Source organism: Nocardioides luti (genome assembly GCF_014212315.1).
GTDB lineage: Bacteria > Actinomycetota > Actinomycetes > Propionibacteriales > Nocardioidaceae > Nocardioides > Nocardioides luti.
Genome location: NZ_JACKXE010000001.1, coordinates 315525 through 338288, shown reverse-complemented (window position 1 = coordinate 338288; position 22764 = coordinate 315525). Strand labels below are relative to the sequence as shown.

Below are 22764 nucleotides of genomic sequence, written 5' to 3'. Positions count from 1 at the left end.
TCTACCCTGCTGGCAAGCGGCCGACGGGGCTTCTGAGAGGGTGGCGACATGAAACTGGGACTGCAGCTGGGGTACTGGGGCGCGCAGCCGCCCGCCGGGGTCGGCGAGCTCGTCGCGGCCGCCGAGGAGTCGGGCTTCGACGCGATCTTCACCGCCGAGGCGTGGGGCTCCGACGCCTTCACGCCGCTGGCCTGGTGGGGCCGCGAGACGTCGCGGGTCCGGCTGGGGACGTCGATCGTCCAGATGTCCGGCCGCGCCCCCACCTCGATCGCGATGCACGCCCTCACCCTCGACCACCTCAGCGGCGGCCGGGTGGTCCTCGGCATGGGCGTGAGCGGCCCGCAGGTCGTGGAGGGGTGGTACGGCCAGCCGTTCAGCAAGCCGCTCGCCCGGACCCGCGAGGTCGTCGACATCATCCGCCAGGTCCTCGCCCGCGAGGAGAAGGTCACGAACGACGGGCCGCACTACCCGCTGCCGTACGTCGGTGAGGGCGCCGTCGGGCTCGGCAAGCCGCTCAAGCCGATCGTGCACCCGCTGCGGTCCGACATCCCGATCTGGCTCGGGGCCGAGGGCCCCAAGAACGTCGCCCAGACGGCCGAGATCGCCGACGGCTGGATCCCGATCTTCTACACGCCGAAGTCGGCGGGGATGTACCAGCCCTGGCTCGACGAGGGTTTTGCCCGCCCGGGCGCCCGCCGCACGCGCGACGACTTCGAGATCGCGGCGACCTGCCACGTGCAGGTCGTCGCCGACGCCGACGAGAAGGCCGCCGTCATCGACGCGATGAAGCCGGTCGTCTCGCTCTACATGGGCGGCATGGGCGCCAAGGAGCAGAACTTCCACAAGCAGGTCTTCGAGCGGATGGGCTACGCCGAACTATCCGACGAGGTGCAGCGCCTCTACCTCGACGGGAAGAAGGACGAGGCGACCGCGCTCATCCCCGACGAGCTGGTCGACGACATGCACATCATCGGCACCGAGGCCGAGGTGCGCGACCGGGCCGCGGCGTGGGAGGCGACCGGGGTGACGACGCTGCTGCTCAGCTGCCGCAGCGCCGACGAGGTGCGCCGGATCGCCGAGGTCCTCGCCTGATGCCGACGGACCCGACGTACGGCGTCATCGGCGTCGGCGCTCTCGCGGCGGCGATCGTCACCGGTCTGTGCGAGGGGGTCGAGGACGCGCCCCAGGTGCTCCTCTCGCCGCGGGGGCGCGCCCACGCCGAGGCGCTCGCGGCCCGCTTCCCGACCGTGCGGGTCGCGGCCGACAACCAGGCCGTGGTCGACGGCGCCGGCACCGTGCTCGTCGCCGTGCTGCCGCAGCAGGCCGAGGCGGTGCTGGGCGACCTGACCTTCGGCACCCACCACCTGGTGGTGAGCCTGGTCGCCGGGGTGCCGCTGGCCGACCTGGCCCGCTGGGCCACGCCCGCCGGCGAGGTCGTCCGGGCGAACCCGCTCCCGTCCGCCGCCGCCCGCGAGGGCATGACGACGGTGCATCCTCCGGTGCCGGCGGTGACCGACCTGTTCGCCCGGGTCGGGCGGGTGCTCCCGGTCGCCGAGGAGACGGCGTACGACGCGCTGTCGGCCGCGTCCGCCACGGTCGCGGCGCACTACGCCTACCTCGACGCGATCGCCGGGTGGCTGGCGACCCAGGGGGTCGACGGGCCCGAGGCCCGGGGCTACGTGGCGGCCGTCTTCTCGGGGGTCGCCGACACGCTGCGGACCGGCGACGGCGGCCCGCCCGACCTCGCCGGGCTGACCGCCGAGGTGGCGACGCCCGGCGGGCTCAACGAGCAGCTCACGGCGGACCTGCGGGCGGCCGGCGTCTACGACGCGGTCGACCGGGCGCTGTCGGCCGTCCTCGCGCGCACCGTTGCCCCGAACTGAAACACGTTCTAGTCTCGGCGGCATGACGGACTCCTCCGACCAGCTGCGCCTCGGGACCCACAACGGCCACCTGATGGCGGCGGCGCTGAAGCGCCACCGCGACAAGCCGGTGATGTTCCTGGGCGACACGACGCTGACGGGCGGGGAGACCGCCGCCCGGGTCAGCCAGTTCGTGCAGGCCTTCGAGTCGCTGGGCGCCGGCCGGGGGACCGCCGGCGCGCTGCTCGCGCTGAACCGCCCCGAGGTGCTGTTCATCATCGGGGCCGGCCAGACGCAGGGCTACCGGCGTACCTCCCTGCACCCGCTCGGCTCGCTCGACGACCACGCCTACGTCATCAACGACGCCGAGATCACCACACTGACGATCGACCCGGTGCCGATGTTCGTCGAGCGGGCGCTCGGCCTGCTCGAGCGGTGCCCCAAGCTCGAGAAGGTGCTGACGATCGGGCCGGTGCCCGACGAGCTCAGCCACGTCGGCCACGACCTGGCGGCAGCGGCCGCGTCGTTCGAGCCACGACCCCTCGAGGTCGTCACCCTCGAGCCCGACCACATCGTCTCGATCACCTACACCGGCGGCACGACCGGCAAGCCGAAGGGCGTGATCGGCACGGCCCGGGCCATGGCGACGATGACCCAGGTGCAGATGGCCGAGTGGGAGTGGCCCGAGTCGCCGACCTTCCTCATGTGCACGCCGCTGTCGCACGCGGGCGCGGCGTTCTTCGTGCCGACCGTGATCAAGGGCGGCTCGCTGGTCGTGCTGCCGCGCTTCGACCCGGCCGAGGTGCTGCGCACCATCGAGGAGCGACGGATCACCGCGACCATGCTGGTGCCGTCGATGCTCTACGCGCTGATGGACCACCCGGACTCGCGCACCCGGGACCTGTCGTCGCTGGAGACCGTCTACTACGGCGCGTCCGCGATCAACCCGGTGCGGCTGCGCGAGGCGATCGACCGCTTCGGCCCGATCTTCGCGCAGTACTACGGCCAGTCCGAGGCGCCGATGGTGATCTCCTACCTCCCCAAGGGCGACCACGACGAGAAGCGGCTGGCCTCGTGCGGGCGCCCGTCGGCGTTCCTGCGTACGGCGCTGCTCGGCGAGGACGGTCGCCCCGTCGCGGTCGGCGAGCCCGGCGAGATCTGCGTCGCCGGGCCGCTGCTGGCGGGTGGCTACTGGAACCTGCCCGACGAGACGGCCGAGACCTTCCGCGACGGCTGGATGCACACCGGCGACGTCGCCCGCGAGGACGAGGACGGCTTCTGGTTCATCGTCGACCGGACCAAGGACATGATCGTCACGGGCGGCTTCAACGTCTTCCCGCGCGAGGTCGAGGACGTCGTCGCCGAGCACCCGGCGGTCGCCCAGGTCGGCGTGATCGGCACCCCGCACGAGAAGTTCGGCGAGGCGGTCACGGCGATCGTGGTGCTGCGCGAGGACGCCGCACGCGACGAGGAGTCGGTCGCGACGATGACCGCCGAGATCCAGGCGATGGTCAAGGAGCGCAAGGGGGCGGTGCAGTCGCCCAAGCAGGTGATCGTCGCGGACGCGCTGCCGCTCACCGGACTCGGCAAGCCGGACAAGAAGGCGCTGCGGGCGGCGTACTGGACGGGGGACCGTGCCGTCGGCTGAGCCTCGAAGCAGGTACGCCGACCTCACGAGGGCCGAGCTGGCCGTCCTGCTGCCCGAGCTGCTCCTCGTCGGGCAGCTCATCGACCGCTCCGGCATGGCGTTCGTGATCGGCCGGCTGGGGCGCGAGGAGATGGCGCAGGTCGCCATCGAGGAGTGGAGCGCGGCGAGCCCGGTCTACACCCGCCGGATGCAGGAGGCGCTGGGCTTCGCCGCCCCGCCGGACGAGCCCGGTGACGTGGTCACGATCTTCAAGGGCCTGCAGCTCGACATCGGGGCGCCGCCCCAGTTCATGGACTTCCGCTACACCGTGCACGACCCGTGGCACGGCGAGTTCCACCTCGACCACTGCGGCGCGCTGATGGACGTCGAGCCGATGGGGGAGGACTACGTCCGCTCGATGTGCCACGACATCGAGGACCCGACCTTCGACGCCACGGCCGTCGCGACCAACCCGCGCGCGCAGGTGCGGCCGATCCACCGGCCGCCGCGCTCGCCGGCCGGCCGGACGCCGCACTGCGCCTGGACGGTCGTCATCGACGACGCCCACCCCGTGGTCACCGAGTCCGCCGGCTGCACCGCGCTGCGGTCCTCCCGGGCGGCGACGACCGTGCTGGAGCCGATCCCCGCCGCCGGTCCGGACGAGGGGGCCACCGACTACGCCGGGCCGCTGTTGTCCGACCTGGACTTCGGTGCCTTCTCGCACGGCGCCCTGGTCCGGCTGGCCGACGAGGTCTGCCTGCAGATGCACCTGCTCGACCTGGGCTTCGTCCGCGCCGTGCATCGGCGGCTGCCGCCCGACGAGGCGCGGGACCTGTGCCGCCAGCAGCTCGTCGGCATCGCGGGGATCGCCGCCGAGCGGCTGCACCGGGCGCTGGGCCTGACCCGCGACGTCGCGGGCGCCCTGCGGACGCTCGCGCTGCACCCGGTGCTCAACCCGGCGGCGTACGTCTCGGTGGAGGTGGGGGACAGCCTCACCGTCGCGTCGTCCCCGGCCCACGAGGACGACGGCTGGCTCGGCCTCTGCGGTCCGGGCGAGGTCGCGCCGCTGCAGGCCGTCGTCCGCGCCGTCGACCCCCACCTCGACGTCGAGGTCACCGGCACCGCCACGGACTGGACCGCCCACGTCGTACGCCGGGACGAGCCTGCCCGGGAGGCGGACGCCGTGGCGGTGACCCGGTTCAGCACGGGCGCCGGCTTCGCGTTCGAGCCCCGGCGCTCGCTCCCGATCACCCCGGTCTGACGACCGGCCGGCGCGTCAGGTGCCGGTGAACTGCGGCGCGCGCTTCTCGAGGAACGCGCGCGGCCCCTCCTTGGCGTCGTTGGAGGCGAAGACCGCGGCGCCCACGCGGGCGTCGTCGGCCCAGCACTCGTCCTCGTGCCGGCCCTCGGAGTCGCGCATCGTCTTGAGGATCGCCTGCACCGCGAGCGGGCCGTTGGCGGCGATCAGGTCGGCGATCTCGTGCGCCTTGGCCAGCGCCTGGCCGTCCGGGACGACGTGCCCGATGAGCCCGACCTCCTTGGCCTCCGGTGCCTTCATCGTGCGCCCGGTCAGGAGCAGCTCGGCCGCCACGGTGTAGGGGAGCTGGCGGATCAGGCGCACCGCCGAGCCGCCCATGGGGTAGAGGCTCCAGCGGGCCTCGGCGACCCCGAACTTCGCGGACTCGCCGGCCACGCGGATGTCGGTGCCCTGGAGGATCTCCGTGCCGCCGGCGACCGCCGGGCCCTCGACCGCGGCGATCAGCGGCTTGGTCAGGCGGAAGCCTTTCAGCAGCGACTTGATGACCGACGGGTCGAACTCGCCCGACTCGAAGCTCTCCGACGGCGGGCGGGAGTCCATCGCCTTGAGGTCCGCGCCCGCGCAGAAGTAGCCGCCGGCGCCGGTGAGGATGCAGACCCGGATCGAGTCGTCCTCGTTCACCCGGTCCCAGGCGTCCGACATGATCGCGAGCATCTCCCCGGACAGCGCGTTGCGCGCCTCGGGACGGTTCATCGTGACGATCAGCTTGTGGCCGTCCTGCTCCACCAGGCAGTGGGGCTCCTGGGGCGGGGCGGGGGCGGGCGCGGCCGTCTCGGAGTCGCTCATGAGCGTGAGCCTAGCCAAAAACAAGAACGTGTTCTAGTCTCGCCGCGTGGCCCACAACATCGCCGATCTCTTCGAGCACGCTGTCGACGCCGCCCCGGACAACCTCGCCCTGAAGGTCGGGGACCGGGCCGTGACCTACGCCGAGCTCGAGGCCGATGCCAACCGTCTGGCGCACCACCTGACCAGCCAGGGCGTCGGCCCCGGCGACCACGTGGGCATCTTCGCCAAGAACAGCATCGAGCACGTCGTGGCGGTGCTCGCGGTGGTCAAGATCCGTGCGGTCAACATCAACGTGAACTACCGCTACGTCGAGGGCGAGCTGAACTACCTCTTCGAGAACGCCGACATCGTGGCGCTGGTCCACGAGCGCAGCTACGCGCCGCTGGTGGCGGCCTGCTGGCCGAAGCACGAGAAGCTCCGCGTCGCGGTGGTGATGCCCGACGTGCTCGAGCCGGACAACCAGGCCGACGTGTCGTCGTACGGCGGGGTCCTGTGGGACGACGCCCTCGGCGCCCAGAGCCCCGAGCGCGGCTTCGGCGAGCGCAGCCCCGACGACCTCCACATCATCTACACCGGTGGCACGACCGGCTTCCCGAAGGGCGTCATGTGGCGCCACGAGGACTTCTGGAGGGTGCTCGGCGGCGGCATCGACTTCTACACCGGCACCCCGTTGGAGGAGTACGACCAGTCGAAGCAGGCGAACGACCCGCGGATGGTCACCTTCCCGCTCAGCCCGCTCATGCACGGCGGCGCGCAGGCCGGGCTGCTGATGCACCTCTTCGCCGGGCACCTCACGGTCCTCGAGCCGAAGTTCGACCCGGTCCGCACGTGGGAGATCATCGACCGCGAGGGCGTCCAGCTGATCTTCATGACCGGCGACGCGATGGCCCGCCCGCTGATCGAGGCCTACGAGGCGGCCGGCACCTTCTCCGGCGCGAGCCTGTTCGCGGTCTCCAGCAGCGCCGCGATCTTCAGCCGTGCGATCAAGGAGCGCTGGATGGCGGCGTTCCCGAACGCGATCTTCACCGACTCGATCGGCGCCTCCGAGACCGGCTTCCAGGGCATGGGCATGCAGGAGAAGGGCAACATCAGCAGCGACGGCCCGGTGGTCGCGCTCGGCCCGGCCAGCGTGGTCATCGACGAGGACAACCGGGTGCTCGACCTCGCGACCAGCGTCGGCAAGGTCGGCCGCCTCGGCCGCGGCGGCTCGGTCCCCGTCGGCTACTACAAGGACCCGGCCAAGTCCGCCGCCACCTTCCTCGAGATCGACGGCAAGCGGTACTCCGTCCCCGGCGACTTCGCCCGCGTCGAGGAGGACGGCAAGGTCACGATGCTCGGCCGCGGCTCCAACTGCGTGAACACCGGCGGCGAGAAGGTCTACCCCGAAGAGGTGGAGATGGCCATCAAGGGCCACCCCGCGGTGTACGACGTGCTCGTGGTCGGCGTCCCCGACGACACCTTCGGCCAGGCGGTGGCCGCGGTCGTCGAGCTGCGCGAGGGCGCGACCCTCGAGCTCGACGAGCTGCGCACCTACCTGCGCGCCCACCTGTCCGGCTACAAGCTGCCCCGCGCGCTGACCCTGGTCGACCGGGTGCCGCGCAACGCCACCGGCAAGGCGCAGTACCCCCAGGCGAAGGAGATGGCCCTTGCGCACGCCGCTGTGTGAGCAGTTCGGGATCGACCACCCGATCTTCGCGTTCACCCCCTCCGAGCACGTCGCGGCGGCGGTGTCGCGGGCCGGCGGACTCGGCGTCCTCGGCTGCGTCCGCTTCAACGACACCGAGGAGCTCGAGCGGGTCCTGACCTGGCTCGACGACAACACGGACGGCAAGCCGTACGGCGTGGACATCGTCATGCCGATGAAGATCCCGACCGAGGGCACCTCGATCGACCTCAAGGCGATGATCCCGCCGGACCACGTGAGCTTCGTGGAGCAGACGCTGCTGAAGCTGGGCGTCCCGCCGCTGCCCGAGGGGGAGGGCCGCGAGGGCGTGCTCGGCTGGCTGCACTCCGTGGCCCGCTCGCACCTCGACGTGGCGCTGCAGCACCGACCGGTGCTGATCGCCAACGCCCTCGGCTCGCCGCCCAAGGACATCATCGACACCTGCCACGAGCACGGCATCCAGGTCGCCGCCCTGGCCGGCGCGGCCAAGCACGCGCTGAGCCACGTCGCCAACGGCGTGGACATCATCATCGCCCAGGGCTACGAGGCCGGCGGCCACACCGGCGAGGTCGCCAGCATGGTCCTCACCCCCGACATCGTCGACGCCGTCGGTCCGGACGTGCCCGTCCTCGGTGCCGGCGGGATCGGCTCCGGCCGCCAGGTGGCGGCCTCGCTCGCGCTCGGCGCCCAGGGCGTGTGGACCGGCTCGATCTGGCTCGGCACGGAGGAGTACCGCGGCCTCGGCTCCAACTCCGAGGCCTGGGAGACCGCCTTCACCCGCGCGACCAGCAGCGACACGGTGCGCACCCGGGTCTACACCGGGAAGCCGGCCCGCCTGCTCAAGACGAAGTGGACCGAGGCCTGGGCGGAGGACGGCGCCCCGTCGCCGCTGCCGATGCCGCTGCAGAACCTCCTCGTGGCCGAGGCGCACAACCGGATCAGCGCCAGCAACGACCCCGACGTGATCTCGATGCCGGTCGGCCAGATCGTCGGGCGGATGAACGCCGTCCGGCCCGTCGCCGAGGTCGTGGCCGAGCTCGTCTCGGGCTTCGAGGACGCGGTCGCCCGGTTGGACGAGATCCGGGGCTGAACAGCCCGTCAGGTGGGTACCGTCACACCAGTCGAGTCTCTGGAGAGCACATGGTCATCCGCGCGCGTCGTCGTACCCCCGCCCTGCGTCGCCTGGGGGTCGCCTCCGCGGCGCTCGCGGTGGCGCTGACCGGCCTGGCCGTCTCAGACGTGCTGTCCGCCACCGGCTCGTCCTTCCCCGCGGCGACGCCGCAGGCCGACTGCGGGCCGGGTGCCCGACCGGAGACCGACATCCAGGGGCGCGTCCCGCAGAAGGACTACGACGACGGGCGGATCAAGAAGGACTACCGCTGCAACACCGAGCGGGTCGCCCACCAGGGCAAGACCGGTGGCTTCAAGGTGCTGCGCTACCGCGACCGCCAGGGGCACGTCTGCGCCTACTACGACTCGACGCTGCTGTTCCCGAAGGACGTCGTCTTCAACGCCGGCACCGGCCTCGGCGTGATCGTGCTCGACATGGACCACCCGCGGCACCCGAAGCAGACCGCGACGCTGACCACGGCGGCCATGGACACCCCGCACGAGTCGGTGCTGCTCAACAAGAAGCGCGGCCTGCTCGGCGCGGTCTCCGGCAACCCCGCGACGCTGCCCGGCCTCCTCGACCTCTACGACGTGAAGACCGACTGCCGGCACCCGGCGCTGCTGTCCTCGACGCCTGGCCCCGTCCTCGGCCACGAGAGCGGCTTCGCGCCCGACGGCAAGACGTTCTACGCCTCCAGCACCGGCGGCCAGACGCTGGTCGCCCTCGACGTCAGCGACCCGACCGTGCCCGTCCCGGTCTTCGAGCAGGTCGGCGTGAACTACCACGGCATGCGGCTCTCGGCCGACGGCCGGACGTTGTACGTCGCCAACATCGGCAACGACCAGTCCCAGGGCGCGAAGTTCTCCACCGGCGGCCTGCGGATCCTCGACGTGAGCGAGATCCAGGACCGCGTGCCCAACCCCCAGGTCCACGTGATCAAGGACCTCACCTGGCCCGAGCACTCGATCCCGCAGGTCCCGGAGCCGTTCACCCGCGGCGGTCGCAGCTACCTCCTCGAGGTCGACGAGTACGCCAACTACGACTTCACCCAGGCGGACCAGTCAAAGGCGGGCGTCGGCGCCGCCCGGATCATCGACATCACGAACCCCAAGAAGGCGCACGTGGTCTCGAACCTGCGCCTCGCGGTGCACCAGCCCGCCGCCCGTGCCGGTGCGCAGAAGAACGACCCCGGCGCGAACCTCCCGGTCCAGGGGTACGCCGGCCACTACTGCTCGGTGCCCACCCGCGACAACCCGAAGATCGTCGCCTGCTCGATGATCCTGTCGGGGCTGCGGCTCTTCGACATCACCGACCTGAAGCACCCGGTCGAGGCCGGCTACTACAACAAGGTGCTGCCCTCCAGCCGGCCCGACAACCCCACCGCCATGGGGGCCTTCGCCATGTCGCAGCCCGCGTGGGACGTGAAGCGGAAGTCGGTGTGGTACTCCGACGGCAACTCGGGCTTCTACGTCGTCAAGCTGGTCAACGGGCTGGGGAAGCTGCTGCGCTGACGGGTCCACGGACATGACGCGCGGTGGCGGTGTACGTCGGCTGACGGCTGCCGACCTCGATTGGGTCACCCTCCTCGCGTCGCACCGCCGTGAGTCGCTGGTGCCGCACGCGCCACGGTTCTGGGCTCCAGCGGCTGAGGCGAAGGCCCGGCACCGGGACTTCCTCGGGCACCTGATCGACTCGCCGGACGTGGTCGCGGTTCGCACGGACCACGCCTTCCTGATCGCGCTGTCCCGGGGAGGGACGTGGCTGGTGGACGACGCAGCGGCGGGCGAGGCCGATGGCGACCTGTGGGCAACGGAGGGCGTGGACCTGTTGCGCCACGCGCTGCACCTGGGTGGGTGTCTGCGGTTCGTCGTGCCGGTGTTCGAGACTGCGCGGATGGCCGCCGCCGAGCAGGTCGGCCTCGTGCCGGTGGAGCTCTGGTGGCACCGCGACCTCGACCGGGCCGAGGCGGCGCCGGCAGCCGAGGACGTGGACCTGGCCGTGAGGGTCCCCGGCGCCGCGGGCCGGCTCGTCGCCGCGCCCCCGGTCTACGACCCCGGCGGACCGGTGCTGCTCGTGACGGAGGTCGAGTCCCCGGATGCGCTGACCCGGATCGAGTCCGCGGCCGCGGCCCGTGGGGCGGGCGTGTCGGTGGTGAGCCAGGACCCGGGCGACGAGACGCTCCGGGGCATGCTGGGCGCGGCCGGCTACGTGCTCACGACGGCCTTCTGCGAGCGGCCTTGAGCCGTCGCCGCTCGCGCGCTGCCGTCAGGCGCTCGCGAGATCGCGGATCCGGACCGCGGGCAGCCGGCCGCCGGAGGTCGGCATCGGCTGCGCGGGCGCGCGCGACCGGTGCACGTGCCCGGTGGGGGTGGTGATCTCGACCGTGTGCTGCTCGTGGGGCTCGGACACGGTCCGATGTCGCCAGCCGGCGGCCTCCTTGGCGTAGTTGCACGCCTCGCACAGGCCCTGGCTGTTGACCCGGTCGGTGGGGCCGCCGCGACGGCGCGGTCGGGGGTGGTCGGTGTGCCGGACGGGAGCGTCGCACCAGGGGGTGCGGCAGAACTGGTCGCGGATCCGGACGAAGTCCCTGAGGCCGGCGGGGAAGCGGCGTGCCCGGGAGTCCATGGCCAGCAGGCTGCCGGTCTCGGGGCACGCGAACAGGCGGCGGACGGTCGAGCGGACGTCGGGGCTCGCGGCGACCAGGCGCCGAGCGATCGACGCCGGGACCGGGCCGACGCCGTCGACGTGGGCGGGGGAGTCGTCGTCGCCCAGCAGGGCCTCGGCGCTGATCACGATCCCGACGGCGACGGGGGTCGCGACGGCGGTGACCTGGTTGGTCAGGCGGGCCACGAACGTGTCGGCCATGACCTGGCCGCGGGTGCGGTCGTCCCCGGCGGCGCGGGCCCGGTCGGCGGCCTCGGCGAGCGAGGACTGGACGGCGGCGAGCTGCCAGTCGGCCACGACCGCGCTGATCTGGGCGGTGCCGTCGCGCAGCAGCCGGCCCGTGACCCGGCGACCGCGCAGGGCCCGGGCGCGGCGGCGGCGCACGGCATCCTCGTCGCACTCCTGCGCGATCCCGCGGACGCAGCGCCGCAGCTCGTCCAGCCCCAGGCCCTCCCACGGGTCGTCGCACCGGTCCGCCAGCAGGCCGTCGGCGTGGCGACGATCGGTGAGCGCAAGGTCCTGCGTCTCCTCGGCGACGACCAGCGCCGCCTCCTCGGAGAGGTCTCCCCGCTCCAGGGCCGCCAGCGTCTCCGGCAGGTCGCCGAGTGCGACGGCCAGCGCGAGGTGGCGCCGGCCACGGTGCGGGCTCTCGCGCCGCGCCAGCGCGACAGCGGACGCCAGCCCGGCGGCGCTGTGCGGGTCGCGGTGGCCGGGGAGGGGAGCCGACCCGGACATGCGAGCCGCCGTCGAGCGCGCCGCGCGGCGGACGTCCAGGTCCGCGGTGATCCGCGCCTGGGCGGCGGCGCAGGCGGACTTCACCCGCTCCAGCGCCTCGAGCTGGTCGATGCCGTCGCGCTCGCTGTCCACCCGCACCTGCGACAGCCCGTCGAGCAGGCGCGCGAGCTCGGCCACCGACGGCGCGGGGCCGGGCGACGGAGGGGCGGACGCGGGTTCGAACATGCTGTCGATTCTAGGTTCGACCCGGCTCCCGGTCAGCGCCTGTGGATGACAAGTGGGCCGTTGGTTCTCGACCTGTCTGCGGCGCCTCAGCCGCGTGCCGACCCCGCCTCGTCGGCGTCGCCCTCCAGGTCGCCGAGCGCCGACGCGAGCTCGGCCAGCGTCTTCCCGAGCGCCCAGCCGCGCCCACGCGCCTAGCTCGCGTCGTCGACGTCGAGGCGCTCGCGGAACACCCGGCGGCCGGCGGCGTCGAGCAGCGTCCAGGCGACCGCCAGGTCGCACGAAGGGTCGCCGACCCCGCAGGTCCCGAAGTCGATCACCGCGGCGAGTCGCCCGTCCCAGGCCGCTGACGCCGATGCCGTGTCGACGGCACGCAGCGCGGCAGCGTTCGCCATCCGACAGACACGCGGCCGCCTCCGGGTCTAGCGTCCCTCCATGGGACTCGCCGCCGACCTGCAGTACCGCCACCACCGGCCCAACCCGTTCCAGCGGGTGATGCAGGCCTTCGCCTCGTCGAAGCCGGGAGCCTGGCTCTTCTCGAAGACGCTGCGCCACCTCGACCGGGCGCTGCTCCGGGTGACCAAGGGGCGTGCCACCGTCCCGCAGCTGCTGGCCGGGCTCCCGGTCGTCACGGTGACCACCACCGGTCGCAAGAGCGGGCAGGCGCGAACGACGCCGCTCATCAGCATCCCCATCGGCGACACCTTGGCGCTGCTGGGCACCAACTTCGGCCAGCAGCACACCCCGGCGTGGGTCTACAACCTCGAGGCCGACCCGCACCTGACGATCGTCCACGACCGGATCACGCAGGCCGCCGTCGCCCGGCCCGCGAGCGAGGCGGAGCGCGCCGAGGTGATGGCGAACTCGGCCGGCGTGTACGGCGGCTACCTGAAGTACCAGCAGCGCATCACCGGCCGCGACGTCCGCATCTTCGTCCTCGACCCGGCCTGAGCCGGCCTGAGCCGGCCTGAGCCGGCCTGAGCCCGGGACCAGCGCCCCTCAGAACCCCAACCAGCGCCCGTCGAACATCACGGTGTGGTGATCGTCCAGGGGGATCGGGTCCGACAGGTCCTCGCAGCGCCCTCCGGGCCGCAGGTCGCACGCGACGAGCGTCGCGGACCGGCCCAGGGACACCGCGCCCCGCGCGCGCCCGGCGGCACCCCAGACCCGGTGGTCGTCGAGCCAGCCGGCGATGGCGAACCGGTTGCGGTCGCCCCCGAGGGCGACGTCGAGCGGTCCGCCGTCCCCGGTCCGCGCCACCGGGCGGAAGCGCAGGTTCATGAGGTTCCGGAGGGCGACCGTGCCGTCGGGGGAGATCTCCCCGCCGAGCCCGGTGCGGATCTGCCGTCCCTGCCCGGGCGGCGGCAGCACCGCCGCCGGGACCCGGCCGGACCCCGTGCCACGACGCTGCACGGTCACGTCCGAACCGTCGAGCGGGATCCGGAAGACGGAGTCGTCGACGCCCTGGGAGTACGCCGCCTCGTGGTCGAACCCGAGGAAGAACGGCTCCGCGTCCTCGTAGAGGTCGGCCAGGTCGTCCTTCGCGTCTCCCATGCCCGAGTCGTCGCGGACGGTCTCGCGCCCGGTCTCGAGGTCGTAGACGACGGTCGAGGCGGGGGCGGTCGAGAAGTCCAGGAACCCGATGTACCGCCCGTCGGGCGAGAGCACCGGGCTCGTGAAGCGGAGCCGCTCCACCACCCGCTTCTCGCGGTCGAGGTCGGTGAACCAGAGCGACCCGTGGCTGACGTAGTAGATGCCGTGCGGCCCGACGACGAACTGGTCGATCCGCCGGCCGACGTCCTCGCTCCGGTCGCCGACGTGGACCGTGGAGCCCACGGCCCAGACGAGCTCGCCGGGACGGACGGTGAGGTCACCGACGGGGATCGTCGACCCGGAGGTGGCGCCCGGCGTCGCGACGTCGTCACCGCAGGCGGTGAGCAGGCCGGCCGGGCCGAGCAGTCCCAGCGCGACGACCAGCCTCACCATCCACGCGCCGCGACGCTTCCCCCGAGGTCCCATGCCGCCAGCGTAGGTCAGGCGTACGCCGTCCCGCGGGACTCACGGGTCCACAGCACGCCGTCGCCGGCGGTCGCGCCCTGCGCGATCAGCTCGCGCTTGAGCACCTTGTTGGTCGCCGTGCTGGGCAGGTCGTCGGCCAGGCGGACGAACCGCGGCCAGGCCTTGGGGGACAGGTCGGGCTGCGCCGCGAGGAACGCCTCGAGCTCGCCGGGCGTCAGTGTGGCCTCGTCCTGCAGCACGATCGCCGCCATCACCTGGTCGCCGACGGCGGCGTCCGGGACGGCGTACACCGCGACGCGGCTCAGTGCCGGCAACCGCTCCAGGATCCGCTCGATCGGCGCCGCCGCGAGGTTCTCCCCGTCGACGCGCATCCAGTCGGCGGTGCGCCCGGCGAGGTAGATCCAGCCGTCGGCGTCGCGGTAGGCGAGGTCGCCGGACCAGTACATCCCGTGCCGCATCCGCTCGTCGTTCGCGGCCGGGTCGTTGTAGTAGCCCTGGAAGTAGCCCGCCCCCTGCGTGTTCACGAGCTCGCCGACCGCGCGGTCGGCGTTGGCGAGCGCCCCGTGCTCGTCGAAGACGGCGACGTCGCACTCCGTGACGGTCTCGCTGTCGTAGACCGCGACGCCGTCGAAGCCCTTGCCGATCGACCCGGGCGGGGTGCCGTTCTCCCGGGTGATGATGACGGCCAGCTCGGTCGAGCCGAACCCGTCCATCACCTGGCAGTCGAACCGCCGGGCGAACTCGTCGATGTCCCGGTCGCCGGCCTCGTTGCCGAAGGCGACCCGCAGGGTGTTGTCGGCGTCGTCGGGCTGCTCGGGCGTCGCGAGGACGTAGGCGAGCGGTTTGCCGACGTAGTTCATGTACGTCACCCCGTAGTGCCGCACGTCGGCGACGAACCGCGACGCGGAGAACTTCGCCGGCACCATTGCCGCGCCGCTGCCGATCGCCACCGCCCAGCCGGCCACGACGGCGTTGGAGTGGAACAGCGGCATCGAGAGGTAGCAGACGTCGTCGCTCGTCATCGCGAACCGGCCGACCAGGTTGAGCCCGGAGAAGAGCACCATCAGGTGGGCCACCTGGACGGCCTTGGGGTCGCCGCTGGTGCCGGACGTGAAGATCATCATCAGCGTGTCCATCGCCTCGACCTCGCGGTGCGGGACGAGCTCCTCGACGGTGACGGGCGCGGCCACCCGCTCGGCCCACTCCGCGGAGGAGACGTCCAGGACGCGTACGCCGGCCAGGTCGAGCCCCGCGAGCAGCGGGAGGTGCTCGGCGTCGGTCACCAGCAGCTGGCACTCGGCCCGCCGGATGTCGGCGAGCAGCCCGTCACCGCGGCGGGTGGTGTTGATGCCGCACAGCACGTAGCCGCCGAGCCCGGCCGCGGCCATCGCGCGCAGCATCTCCGGGGTGTTGCCGAGCAGAGTGCCCACGTGGAGGGGTCGGTCGGGGTCGGCCAGCGCGATGAGGGCGGCCGCCTCGGTGGCGGCCTCGTCCAGGTGCTCGCGCCAGGTCCACGCCCGGTCGCCGTGGCGCAGGCCGACGGTCTCGTCGGCGGCGCGCTCGCGGAGCAGCTGCTGGACGGTCTCGGCCACGGGGATCTCCTCAGGGGTGGGGAACGGGAACGGCGTCGGCGACGCCGTCGGCGGTGAGCCGGCGCTTGAGCACCTTGTTGGTGGCGGTGCGCGGGAGCTCGTCGAGCACGCGCAGGAACCGCGGCCAGGCCTGGGGCGACAGGTCGGGCTGCGTGGCCAGGAAGGTCGCCAGGGCGTCGGCCCCGAGCGGCCGGCGCACCGTGACGGCGGCCGCGACCAGGTCGCCGACGTGGTCGGGCACGGCGTACACCGCCGCCTCCGCGACGTCCGGGTGCCGCAGCAGCACCCGCTCGATCGGGGCGGCGGCGAGGTTCTCGCCGTCGACGCGGAGCCAGTCGGCGGTGCGGCCGGCGAAGTAGAGGAAGCCGGCGGCGTCGCGGTAGGCGAGGTCGCCGGACCAGTACATCCCGCCGCGCATCCGCTCGGCCTCGGCGTCGGGGTCGCGGTAGTAGCCCGCGAACGCGCCGGCGCCGGTCGTGTTCACGATCTCGCCGGTCGCCGCCTCGGCGTTGAGCAGCCGGCCGTCCGGGCCGAACTCCGCGACGGGGACCTCCGCCCTCGTCTCCGGGTCGAGCACGGCGACGCCCTCGACGGGCCGGCCGAGGCTGCCCGGCGGCATGCCGGGCACCCGCTGCACGATGACGGCGTTCTCGGTCGAGGAGTAGGAATCCACGACCACGCAGCCGAAGCGCCGCGCGAAGTCGTCGATGTCGCGCTCGTTGGCCTCGTTGCCGAACACCAGGCGCAGCGGGTTCTCGGCGTCGTCGTCCCGCTCCGGGGTGGCCAGGACGTAGGTCAGCGGCTTCCCGACGTAGGTGGCGTACGTCGCCCCGTGACGGCGCACGTCCGGCAGGAAGCCCGAGGCGCTGAAGCGGCGAGCCAGCGCCACGGTGGCGCCGGACGCGAGCGCCGGCCCCCAGCCGGCCATCACGGCGTTGGAGTGGAAGAGCGGCATCGACAGGTAGGCCACGTCGCCCGGCCCGAGCCCGAAGCGCTCGGAGAGGAACCGCCCCGGGTGCGCGACCTTCTCGTGCGTGACGTTGACGGCCTTCGGCTCGCCCGACGTGCCGGACGTGAAGATCAGCATGAGCAGGTCGTCGGCCGTGACCGACGCCTGCGGTAGCGACGCGTCCGCGTGCCGGGCCAGCAGGTCCGCCCACACGTGGGAGTCGACGCGGAGCACCGGCACGTCGAGGCGCAGGTCCTCGAGGAGGCCGGCGTACGTCGCGTCCGTCAGCACCAGCCGGGTGTCCGAGCGCCGCACGTCGGCGGCGAGCGCCGCGCCCCGCCGGGTCGTGTTGAGCCCGACGACCACCTGGCCGGACAGCGCGGCGCCGCCGAGCAGGAAGGCGAACTCGGGGACGTTGTCGAGCAGCAGCCCGACGTGCGGGGGTCCGTCGTGGGGGAGCAGCTCCGCGAGCACGGCGGCCCGCACGGCGGACGCGTGCACGACCTCGTCCCAGGTCCAGGCCGCGTCCTCGAAGAGCAGACCGGCCCCGGGGTCGCCCGCGCGCGCCAGCAGCTGCTCGCGGACGGTCCCGCTCAAGCCGGCTCCGCCGCCAGGGCCCGCCCGACGGTCAGCGCCTGCTCGGTGCCGGCGCCGTACAGGAACTCGAAGCGCTTCGCGGTCGTGAAGTAGCGGTGCGCGGTCCCGTCGAGGTCGATCCCGACGCCGCCGTGCACGTGCACGGTGGTGTGGGCCAGCCGGTGACCGGCGTCGGCGGCCCAGAGCTTGGCGGTCGCCACCTCGGTCTCGGCGGGCAGCCCCTGGCTGAGCCGCCAGGCGGCCTGCCAGAGCGTCAGGCGCTGCGCGAGCACGTCGATGAAGCCGTCCGCGAGCCGCTGCGACACCGCCTGGAAGGTCCCGATCGGGCGGCCGAACTGCTCGCGGGTCTTCGCGTACGCCGCCGTGAGGGCCAGCGCGCCCTCCGTGACGCCCAGCTGCTCGGCGGAGGCGGCCAGCACGAGCAGCTGCCGGAGCCGCTGTGCCGCGGCGCCGTCGGCCGCCCCGAGCAGGCGGTCGGGGCCGAGCACCACCGCGTCGAGGTCCAGGCGGGCGACCGCGTCGCCGTCCGAGAACCGCTGTGCGACGACGCCGACCCCGGCGTCGCCCGGCTCGACCAGGAAGACGGCCACGCCGTCCCCGGTGTCGGCCGGGACGAGGAACAGGTCGGCGTAGGTCCCGGCCGGCACGATCGACTTGCTGCCGGTGAGCGTGAAGCCGTCCTCCGCCTTGTCACCGGCGGCGGTCGCCACGGTGGTGGGACGGGCGGGGGAGAAGGAGCGGTCCTCGGCGACCGCGGCCGTCACGACGCAGCCGCCGGACGCGGCGGCCGGCAGCCAGGCCGCCTGCTGGGCCTCGGTGCCGTGCTCGGCGAGCAGCAGGGCGGCGGGCCCGTGCGCCGCCAGCGGCACCGGTGCGACCGTGCGTCCGACCTCGACCAGCACCCGGCACAGCTCGAGCAGGCCCAGGCCGGCGCCGTCGTGCTCCTCGGGCAGCGCGAGCCCCAGCAGCCCGGCCCGGCCCAGCTCGGCCCACAGGTCGCGGTCGAAGCGGTCGCCGCCGCCCTCGACGGCCCGCATCCGCTCGTGCGTGGCACGGTCCGTGAGGATCCGCGCCGCCAGCGCGGCGGCGTCGTCCTGCTCGGGGGTGAAGGTGAAGTCCATCTGCTGCCTTTCGGTGGTCGAGTGCCCGCGAGGAACGAGCGGGTGTAGCGAGACCTAGCGCTTCGCCGCGGGCAGGCCGAGGCCCACGTAGCCGATGATGTCGCGCTGGATCTCGTTGGTGCCGCCGCCGAAGGTCATCACGAGCGCCGAGCGGTGGTAGCGCTCGAGCCGACCCGCGAGGACCGCGCCCTCGGAGTCGCCGGTGATCCCGGCGTTCGGGCCGACGACCTCCATCAGAGACCGGTAGACCTCGGTGGCCAGCTCCGAGCCGTAGATCTTGGTCGCCGAGGCCTCGGCCGGCGACAACGAGACACCGGCGTCGGCGTCCGCGGCCAGCTTCCAGTTGATCAGCGACAGGGCCTCGGTGCGGGCGTGCGCGCGCCCCAGGGCGATCTGCACCCACTCCGCGTCGATCACCCGCTGGCCGTCCGGGTTCTTCGTCTCCTGCGCCCACCGTCGCACGAGCTCGATCGAGTGGGCCAGCGGCGCGGAGGAGGTCAGCGCGACCCGCTCGTGGTTCAGCTGGTTGGTCATCAGCGACCAGCCGCCGTTCAGCTCGCCGACGAGGTTCGCGGCGGGCACGCGCACGTCCTCGTAGTACGTCGCGCTGGTGCTGACGCCGGCGACCGTGTGCACGGGCGTGTAGGAGAAGCCGGGAGCATCGGCCGGGACCAGGATCATCGAGAGGCCCTTGTGGCGGGGCAGGTCGGGGTCGGTGCGGCAGGCCAGCCAGATCCAGTCGGCGTACTGGATGAGCGAGGTCCACATCTTCTGGCCGTTGATCACCCACTCGTCGCCTTCCCGCGTCGCGCGGGTCGTCAGCGAGGCGAGGTCGGTGCCCGAGCCCGGCTCGGAGTAGCCGATCGAGAAGTGCAGCTCGCCGCGGAGGATGCGGGGGAGGAAGTACTCCTTCTGCTCGTCGGTGCCGTAGCGCATGATCGTCGGCCCGACGGTGTTGAGCGTCAGGTAGGGGATCGGCACGCCGGCGACCGCGGCCGCGTCGGTGAAGATCAGCTGCTCCACCATCGAGCGGGCCTGGCCGCCGTACTCCTCGGGCCACCCGATCCCGAGCCAGCCGTCGGCGCCGAGCTGCCGGATGACCTCCTGGTAGACCCCCGCCTCGCCGAACTCCCCCTGACCGAACTGGCCGGTCGCGGCGGCGAGGCCCGCGCGCCGTTCGGGGGTGACGAGCGCCGCGAAGTACTCCCGCAGCTCCTCGCGGAGCCGGAGGTGTTCGGGGGAGAGGGCGATGTGCATGTCCGCCAGACTAGAACGTGTTCTCGTTCTGGTCCATAATGGTGCCATGAGCGAAACGCGCCAGCTCGACCACGGAACGCCCCCCACCCGCTTCGCCCGGGGCTGGCACTGCCTGGGCCTGGTGGACTCCTTCCGGGACGGGCAGCCGCACGGCATCGAGGCATTCGGCAGCAAGCTGGTCGTCTGGGCCGACACGGCCGGCGAGCTGCAGGTGCTCGACGGCTACTGCCGCCACATGGGCGGCGACCTGACCCAGGGGAGCGTCAAGGGCGACGAGATCGCCTGCCCGTTCCACGACTGGCGCTGGGGAGGCGACGGGAAGTGCAAGGCGATCCCGTACGCCCGCCGGGTGCCGCTGCGCGCCCGCACCCAGAAGTACGCCACCGCCGTGCGCAACCAGCAATTGCTGGTCTGGCACGACGTCGAGGGCAGCGCCCCCGACCACGACCTGCTGCCGCCCGAGCTCCCCGGAGTCGGCACCGACGAGTACACCCCCTGGTCGTGGGAGGTCGTGCCGATCACCGACTCCCACTGCCGCGAGCTCATCGACAACGTCGTCGACATGGCGCACTTCTACTACGTGCACTTCTCGTTCCCCACGAGCTTCCGCAACGTCTTCGAGGGGCACGTCGCGACCCAGTTCATGGAGTCGAAGGGCCGCCCCGACAAGACGGGCGGGTACGGCGGGGACGCCGAGCTGTTCCTCAAGTCCGAGGCCACCTACTACGGGCCGTCGTACATGATCAACTGGCTCGACGTGGACTACAAGGGCTTCCGGACCGAGGTCATCCTGATCAACTGCCACCTCCCGACCGGCCCGGACTCCTTCACGCTGCAGTACGGCATCACCGTCAAGAAGCCCGAGGGCATCGACGACGCGACCGCGGCGTTCATCAGCCAGAAGTACGCCGAGATGTTCGGCGGCGGCTTCCTCCAGGACGTGCACATCTGGAAGAACAAGGCCCCCGTGCAGAACCCGCTCCTCTGCGAGGAGGACGGGCCGGTCTACCAGCTGCGGCGGTGGTACGAGCAGTTCTACGTCGACGTCGCCGACGTCGCGCCCGAGATGGTCGACCGCTTCGAGTTCGAGGTCGACACGACCCTGGCCAACGAGTACTGGCAGGTGGAGGTCGCCGAGAACCTCGCGAAGCGGGCCGCGGAGGCCGGCACCTGATGGCGTCCTTCGTCCCGACCAGCCCCGGCACCGCGGAGGACCAGCGCCTCTACACCCGGGCCCGGCTGGTCGAGGTGGCCTGCCTCGACTGCCTGGCCGTCGTCGGCGTGAAGAAGAACAGCGAGCAGCACACCTCGATCCAGTGGTCCGGCGGCGCCCGGGAGCAGTGCCCCGAGCTGGCCCGTCACACGAGTCCGCGCGACGTGAAAGTAGGCTGCCCGCGCCTGCTGGCCAGCATCGAGGCCGCAGTGCGCGAGGGCCACCTCCCGATCGGCGCCGAGGACGGATACTGATGGACACCGACTCCTTCGAGCTGACGGTGGTCGACGTCGTCGAGGAGACGGCGGACGCCCACTCGATCAGCTTCGAGGTCCCGGCCGGGGCCGAGGAGCACTTCACCTACCGCCCGGGGCAGTTCCTGACCGTCGCGGTGCCGAGCGACCGGACCGGCGTGGCGGCCCGGTGCTACTCGCTGTCGAGCAGCCCCCTCGGCGACGGCCCGCTGACCATCACCGTCAAGCGGACGGCCGACGGGTACGCCTCGAACTGGATCTGCGACCACCTCCGCGAGGGCGACACCCTGCGGGTGCTGCCGCCCAGCGGCATCTTCACCCCGGCCTCGCTCGACGCCGACCTGCTGCTCCTCGCGGGCGGCTCCGGCATCACGCCGGTCCTGTCGATCACCCGGACCGCCCTGGCCCGTGGCACCGGTCGGGTCGTGCTGTTCTACGCCAACCGCGACGAGCGGTCGGTCATCTTCGCCGAGGCGCTGACCGCCCTGGCCGCGGAGCACCCCGACCGGCTGCTGGTCGTGCACTGGCTCGAGTCGGTGCAGGGGCTGCCGAGCCAGGAGCAGATGAAGGCGTTCGCGTCGGCCTACCCGACGTACGACGCCTTCGTGTGCGGGCCGCCGCCGTTCATGAAGATGACCGTGGCCGCGCTGCGCGAGCTGGAGTTCCCGCGCGAGCGCCGGCACCAGGAGAAGTTCGTCTCGCTCGGGGGCAACCCCTTCGGCGACCTGCACGACCAGGAGGTCGCCGAGCACGAGATCGAGGACGCCGAGACCGACCTGGACGAGTCCGCGGACCTCGACGCGACGGTGCCGGAGGGGCCGTCGGGACCGGTGAAGCTCGAGGTCGAGCTCGACGGCCAGGAGTACACCTTCGACGACTGGGCGCCCGGGACGAAGCTGCTCGAGCACCTGGAGGCGAAGGGGGTCAAGGCGCCGTACTCCTGCCGCGAGGGGGAGTGCTCGGCCTGCGCGGTCCGGCTGCTCGAGGGCGAGGTGGCCATGCTCCACAACGACGTCCTGGACGCCGAGGACCTCGCCGAGGGCATCCGGCTGGGCTGCCAGTCGGTCCCGGCCACGGACACCGTCAAGGTCACGTACCACTGACCGACGGCCACTGTCCGACACGTGGTCCAGCGGTCTGGACCACGTGTCCAGACCGGGTTGCGGCGGTCGTTTGTCCCCGTCCGCCCGCGGGCAACAACCGGGGACCACCACCGCCCCTCGGGAGCCCTCATGATCCTCGGCCTGACCCTCGTCGTCCTCGTCGCCACCCTCGCCTTCTGCGCCGGCTCGACCCGGCCCGCCTCCGAGGCCCGCGAGGTCCAGCGTCGCGAGCGGTACCTCCGCGACCACGCCGACCGGATCAATACCCTGGACGTCGAGCGGCACCTCGCCGACCAGCTGCCCCCGGCGCTGCTGGCCGACGTGATGGCCGGAGCCGCGGCGCTCGGGCTGCCCGCGACCACCATGTGGCGCTGGGTGGAGCGGCACGACGCCGAGCTCCTCGCGCTGTGCGTGCGTGCGGGGATGGGGCAGGGCGCCCTCGAGCGCCACCTCGCCGAGGGGACCGTCCCGGACCGGCGCTCGCTGACGCTCTTCGCCGACCTCAATTCCGGGCCGGCGCCGGTCGACGTGGTCGCCCCGGCCCCGGTGGTGCCGATCTCGGCGCAGCCGCTGACGCGACGCGAGCTGGGCCGCTTCGACGGCCTGCCGCCGATCTCGGAGCCCGGCTTCTGGCCCTACGACGGCGGCCTGCGCGCCAGCTGAGCGGGTCC

Annotated in this window: 21 protein-coding genes; 13 read left to right on the top strand and 8 right to left on the bottom strand. The window is 72.8% G+C overall.

Annotated features, from left to right (window positions below; all coding sequences use genetic code 11):
- Positions 1 to 48 precede the first annotated feature (48 nt).
- Genes H5V45_RS01545 through H5V45_RS01530 form a run of 4 tightly spaced genes read left to right on the top strand, consistent with a single transcriptional unit; the run spans position 49 to position 4750 of the window.
- On the top strand, positions 49 to 1092 hold the full coding sequence (locus H5V45_RS01545; RefSeq protein WP_185251310.1) for an LLM class F420-dependent oxidoreductase: 1044 nt from the start codon (positions 49 to 51) through the stop codon (positions 1090 to 1092).
- Positions 1092 to 1883: an NAD(P)-binding domain-containing protein gene (locus H5V45_RS01540; protein ID WP_185251309.1), complete on the top strand. Its 792-nt coding sequence runs from the start codon at positions 1092 to 1094 to the stop codon at positions 1881 to 1883. Before H5V45_RS01545 ends, H5V45_RS01540 begins: the two co-directional genes overlap by 1 nt.
- 22 nt (positions 1884 to 1905) lie before the next feature.
- Positions 1906 to 3510 (top strand): fatty-acid--CoA ligase FadD8, encoded by a 1605-nt coding sequence (gene fadD8 / locus H5V45_RS01535; RefSeq protein ID WP_185251308.1) that lies wholly within the window; start codon positions 1906 to 1908, stop codon positions 3508 to 3510.
- Positions 3497 to 4750, top strand: a complete 1254-nt coding sequence (locus tag H5V45_RS01530; protein ID WP_185251307.1) for a hypothetical protein — start codon at positions 3497 to 3499, stop codon at positions 4748 to 4750. Before fadD8 ends, H5V45_RS01530 begins: the two co-directional genes overlap by 14 nt.
- A gap of 15 nt (positions 4751 to 4765) precedes the next feature.
- Here H5V45_RS01530 and H5V45_RS01525 read toward each other — a convergent pair whose 3' ends face one another.
- Entirely contained in the window at positions 4766 to 5593 is an 828-nt protein-coding gene (locus tag H5V45_RS01525; RefSeq protein ID WP_185251306.1) for a crotonase/enoyl-CoA hydratase family protein, read from the bottom strand.
- A gap of 46 nt (positions 5594 to 5639) precedes the next feature.
- Here H5V45_RS01525 and H5V45_RS01520 point away from each other — a divergent pair, with 46 nt between their 5' ends.
- From H5V45_RS01520 to H5V45_RS01505, 4 genes are read left to right on the top strand one after another with little or no spacing between them, the layout of a single operon-like run.
- Positions 5640 to 7259, top strand: coding sequence for an AMP-binding protein (locus tag H5V45_RS01520; protein WP_185251305.1), 1620 nt, complete (start codon positions 5640 to 5642; stop codon positions 7257 to 7259).
- Complete coding sequence (locus H5V45_RS01515; RefSeq protein ID WP_185251304.1) at positions 7240 to 8346, top strand: NAD(P)H-dependent flavin oxidoreductase; 1107 nt, start codon at positions 7240 to 7242, stop codon at positions 8344 to 8346. Before H5V45_RS01520 ends, H5V45_RS01515 begins: the two co-directional genes overlap by 20 nt.
- 50 nt (positions 8347 to 8396) lie before the next feature.
- A complete protein-coding gene (locus tag H5V45_RS01510; RefSeq protein WP_185251303.1) occupies positions 8397 to 9878 on the top strand; it encodes an LVIVD repeat-containing protein in 1482 nt (493 codons plus the stop codon).
- A 13-nt stretch (positions 9879 to 9891) separates the two neighbouring features.
- A complete protein-coding gene (locus tag H5V45_RS01505) occupies positions 9892 to 10608 on the top strand; it encodes a hypothetical protein (RefSeq protein ID WP_185251302.1) in 717 nt (238 codons plus the stop codon).
- Between the two features lie 24 nt (positions 10609 to 10632).
- Here the strand turns inward: H5V45_RS01505 and H5V45_RS01500 are convergent, their stop codons facing one another.
- Both H5V45_RS01500 and H5V45_RS01495 read right to left on the bottom strand, forming a co-directional pair.
- Positions 10633 to 11991 (bottom strand): HNH endonuclease, encoded by a 1359-nt coding sequence (locus H5V45_RS01500; protein ID WP_185251301.1) that lies wholly within the window; start codon positions 11989 to 11991, stop codon positions 10633 to 10635.
- 191 nt (positions 11992 to 12182) lie between these two features.
- Entirely contained in the window at positions 12183 to 12383 is a 201-nt protein-coding gene (locus tag H5V45_RS01495) for a phosphotransferase (RefSeq protein ID WP_221633851.1), read from the bottom strand.
- A gap of 40 nt (positions 12384 to 12423) precedes the next feature.
- On the opposite strand from H5V45_RS01495, the gene H5V45_RS01490 reads away from it, so the two are divergent.
- Positions 12424 to 12939 carry a nitroreductase family deazaflavin-dependent oxidoreductase gene (locus H5V45_RS01490; RefSeq protein WP_185251300.1) on the top strand — a complete coding sequence of 172 codons (516 nt, stop codon included), beginning with the start codon at positions 12424 to 12426 and terminating at the stop codon, positions 12937 to 12939.
- A 48-nt stretch (positions 12940 to 12987) separates the two neighbouring features.
- Here H5V45_RS01490 and H5V45_RS01485 read toward each other — a convergent pair whose 3' ends face one another.
- Genes H5V45_RS01485 through H5V45_RS01465 form a run of 5 tightly spaced genes read right to left on the bottom strand, consistent with a single transcriptional unit; the run spans position 12988 to position 19523 of the window.
- Positions 12988 to 14007 carry a hypothetical protein gene (locus tag H5V45_RS01485; RefSeq protein WP_185251299.1) on the bottom strand — a complete coding sequence of 340 codons (1020 nt, stop codon included), beginning with the start codon at positions 14005 to 14007 and terminating at the stop codon, positions 12988 to 12990.
- Positions 14008 to 14021: 14 nt separating this feature from the next.
- Entirely contained in the window at positions 14022 to 15599 is a 1578-nt protein-coding gene (gene fadD1, locus H5V45_RS01480) for a fatty-acid--CoA ligase FadD1 (RefSeq protein ID WP_185251298.1), read from the bottom strand.
- A gap of 10 nt (positions 15600 to 15609) precedes the next feature.
- On the bottom strand, positions 15610 to 17145 hold the full coding sequence (locus H5V45_RS01475; RefSeq protein WP_185251297.1) for a long-chain-fatty-acid--CoA ligase: 1536 nt from the start codon (positions 17143 to 17145) through the stop codon (positions 15610 to 15612).
- Complete coding sequence (locus H5V45_RS01470) at positions 17142 to 18266, bottom strand: acyl-CoA dehydrogenase family protein (RefSeq protein ID WP_185251296.1); 1125 nt, start codon at positions 18264 to 18266, stop codon at positions 17142 to 17144. Before H5V45_RS01470 ends, H5V45_RS01475 begins: the two co-directional genes overlap by 4 nt.
- Before the next feature lie 54 nt (positions 18267 to 18320).
- Positions 18321 to 19523: an acyl-CoA dehydrogenase family protein gene (locus H5V45_RS01465; RefSeq protein WP_185251295.1), complete on the bottom strand. Its 1203-nt coding sequence runs from the start codon at positions 19521 to 19523 to the stop codon at positions 18321 to 18323.
- Positions 19524 to 19569: 46 nt separating this feature from the next.
- Here H5V45_RS01465 and H5V45_RS01460 point away from each other — a divergent pair, with 46 nt between their 5' ends.
- From H5V45_RS01460 to H5V45_RS01445, 4 genes are all read left to right on the top strand, one after another.
- The gene (locus H5V45_RS01460) at positions 19570 to 20697 is read left to right on the top strand and encodes a 3-ketosteroid-9-alpha-monooxygenase, oxygenase component (protein WP_185251294.1); all 1128 of its coding nucleotides are present in this window, start codon (positions 19570 to 19572) and stop codon (positions 20695 to 20697) included.
- A complete protein-coding gene (locus tag H5V45_RS01455; protein ID WP_185251293.1) occupies positions 20697 to 20990 on the top strand; it encodes a hypothetical protein in 294 nt (97 codons plus the stop codon). The genes H5V45_RS01460 and H5V45_RS01455 overlap by 1 nt, the downstream gene beginning before the upstream one ends.
- Positions 20990 to 22093 (top strand): ferredoxin--NADP reductase, encoded by a 1104-nt coding sequence (locus tag H5V45_RS01450; protein ID WP_185251292.1) that lies wholly within the window; start codon positions 20990 to 20992, stop codon positions 22091 to 22093. Before H5V45_RS01455 ends, H5V45_RS01450 begins: the two co-directional genes overlap by 1 nt.
- Positions 22094 to 22222: 129 nt before the next feature.
- Positions 22223 to 22756, top strand: coding sequence for a hypothetical protein (locus H5V45_RS01445; protein ID WP_185251291.1), 534 nt, complete (start codon positions 22223 to 22225; stop codon positions 22754 to 22756).
- Positions 22757 to 22764 lie beyond the last annotated feature (8 nt).

Bases quoted from the DNA above. Each gene is read 5' to 3' on its own strand.
- H5V45_RS01545 (WP_185251310.1), top strand. From the start codon at position 49: ATGAAACTGGGACTGCAGCTGGGGTACTGGGGCGCGCAGCCGCCCGCC.
- H5V45_RS01540 (WP_185251309.1), top strand. From the start codon at position 1,092: ATGCCGACGGACCCGACGTACGGCGTCATCGGCGTCGGCGCTCTCGCG.
- fadD8 (WP_185251308.1), top strand. From the start codon at position 1,906: ATGACGGACTCCTCCGACCAGCTGCGCCTCGGGACCCACAACGGCCAC.
- H5V45_RS01525 (WP_185251306.1), bottom strand. From the start codon at position 5,593: ATGAGCGACTCCGAGACGGCCGCGCCCGCCCCCGCCCCGCCCCAGGAG.
- H5V45_RS01510 (WP_185251303.1), top strand. From the start codon at position 8,397: ATGGTCATCCGCGCGCGTCGTCGTACCCCCGCCCTGCGTCGCCTGGGG.
- H5V45_RS01505 (WP_185251302.1), top strand. From the start codon at position 9,892: ATGACGCGCGGTGGCGGTGTACGTCGGCTGACGGCTGCCGACCTCGAT.
- H5V45_RS01500 (WP_185251301.1), bottom strand. From the start codon at position 11,991: ATGTTCGAACCCGCGTCCGCCCCTCCGTCGCCCGGCCCCGCGCCGTCG.
- H5V45_RS01495 (WP_221633851.1), bottom strand. From the start codon at position 12,383: ATGGCGAACGCTGCCGCGCTGCGTGCCGTCGACACGGCATCGGCGTCA.
- H5V45_RS01490 (WP_185251300.1), top strand. From the start codon at position 12,424: ATGGGACTCGCCGCCGACCTGCAGTACCGCCACCACCGGCCCAACCCG.
- H5V45_RS01485 (WP_185251299.1), bottom strand. From the start codon at position 14,007: ATGGGACCTCGGGGGAAGCGTCGCGGCGCGTGGATGGTGAGGCTGGTC.
- H5V45_RS01470 (WP_185251296.1), bottom strand. From the start codon at position 18,266: ATGGACTTCACCTTCACCCCCGAGCAGGACGACGCCGCCGCGCTGGCG.
- H5V45_RS01465 (WP_185251295.1), bottom strand. From the start codon at position 19,523: ATGCACATCGCCCTCTCCCCCGAACACCTCCGGCTCCGCGAGGAGCTG.
- H5V45_RS01460 (WP_185251294.1), top strand. From the start codon at position 19,570: ATGAGCGAAACGCGCCAGCTCGACCACGGAACGCCCCCCACCCGCTTC.
- H5V45_RS01455 (WP_185251293.1), top strand. From the start codon at position 20,697: ATGGCGTCCTTCGTCCCGACCAGCCCCGGCACCGCGGAGGACCAGCGC.
- H5V45_RS01450 (WP_185251292.1), top strand. From the start codon at position 20,990: ATGGACACCGACTCCTTCGAGCTGACGGTGGTCGACGTCGTCGAGGAG.
- H5V45_RS01445 (WP_185251291.1), top strand. From the start codon at position 22,223: ATGATCCTCGGCCTGACCCTCGTCGTCCTCGTCGCCACCCTCGCCTTC.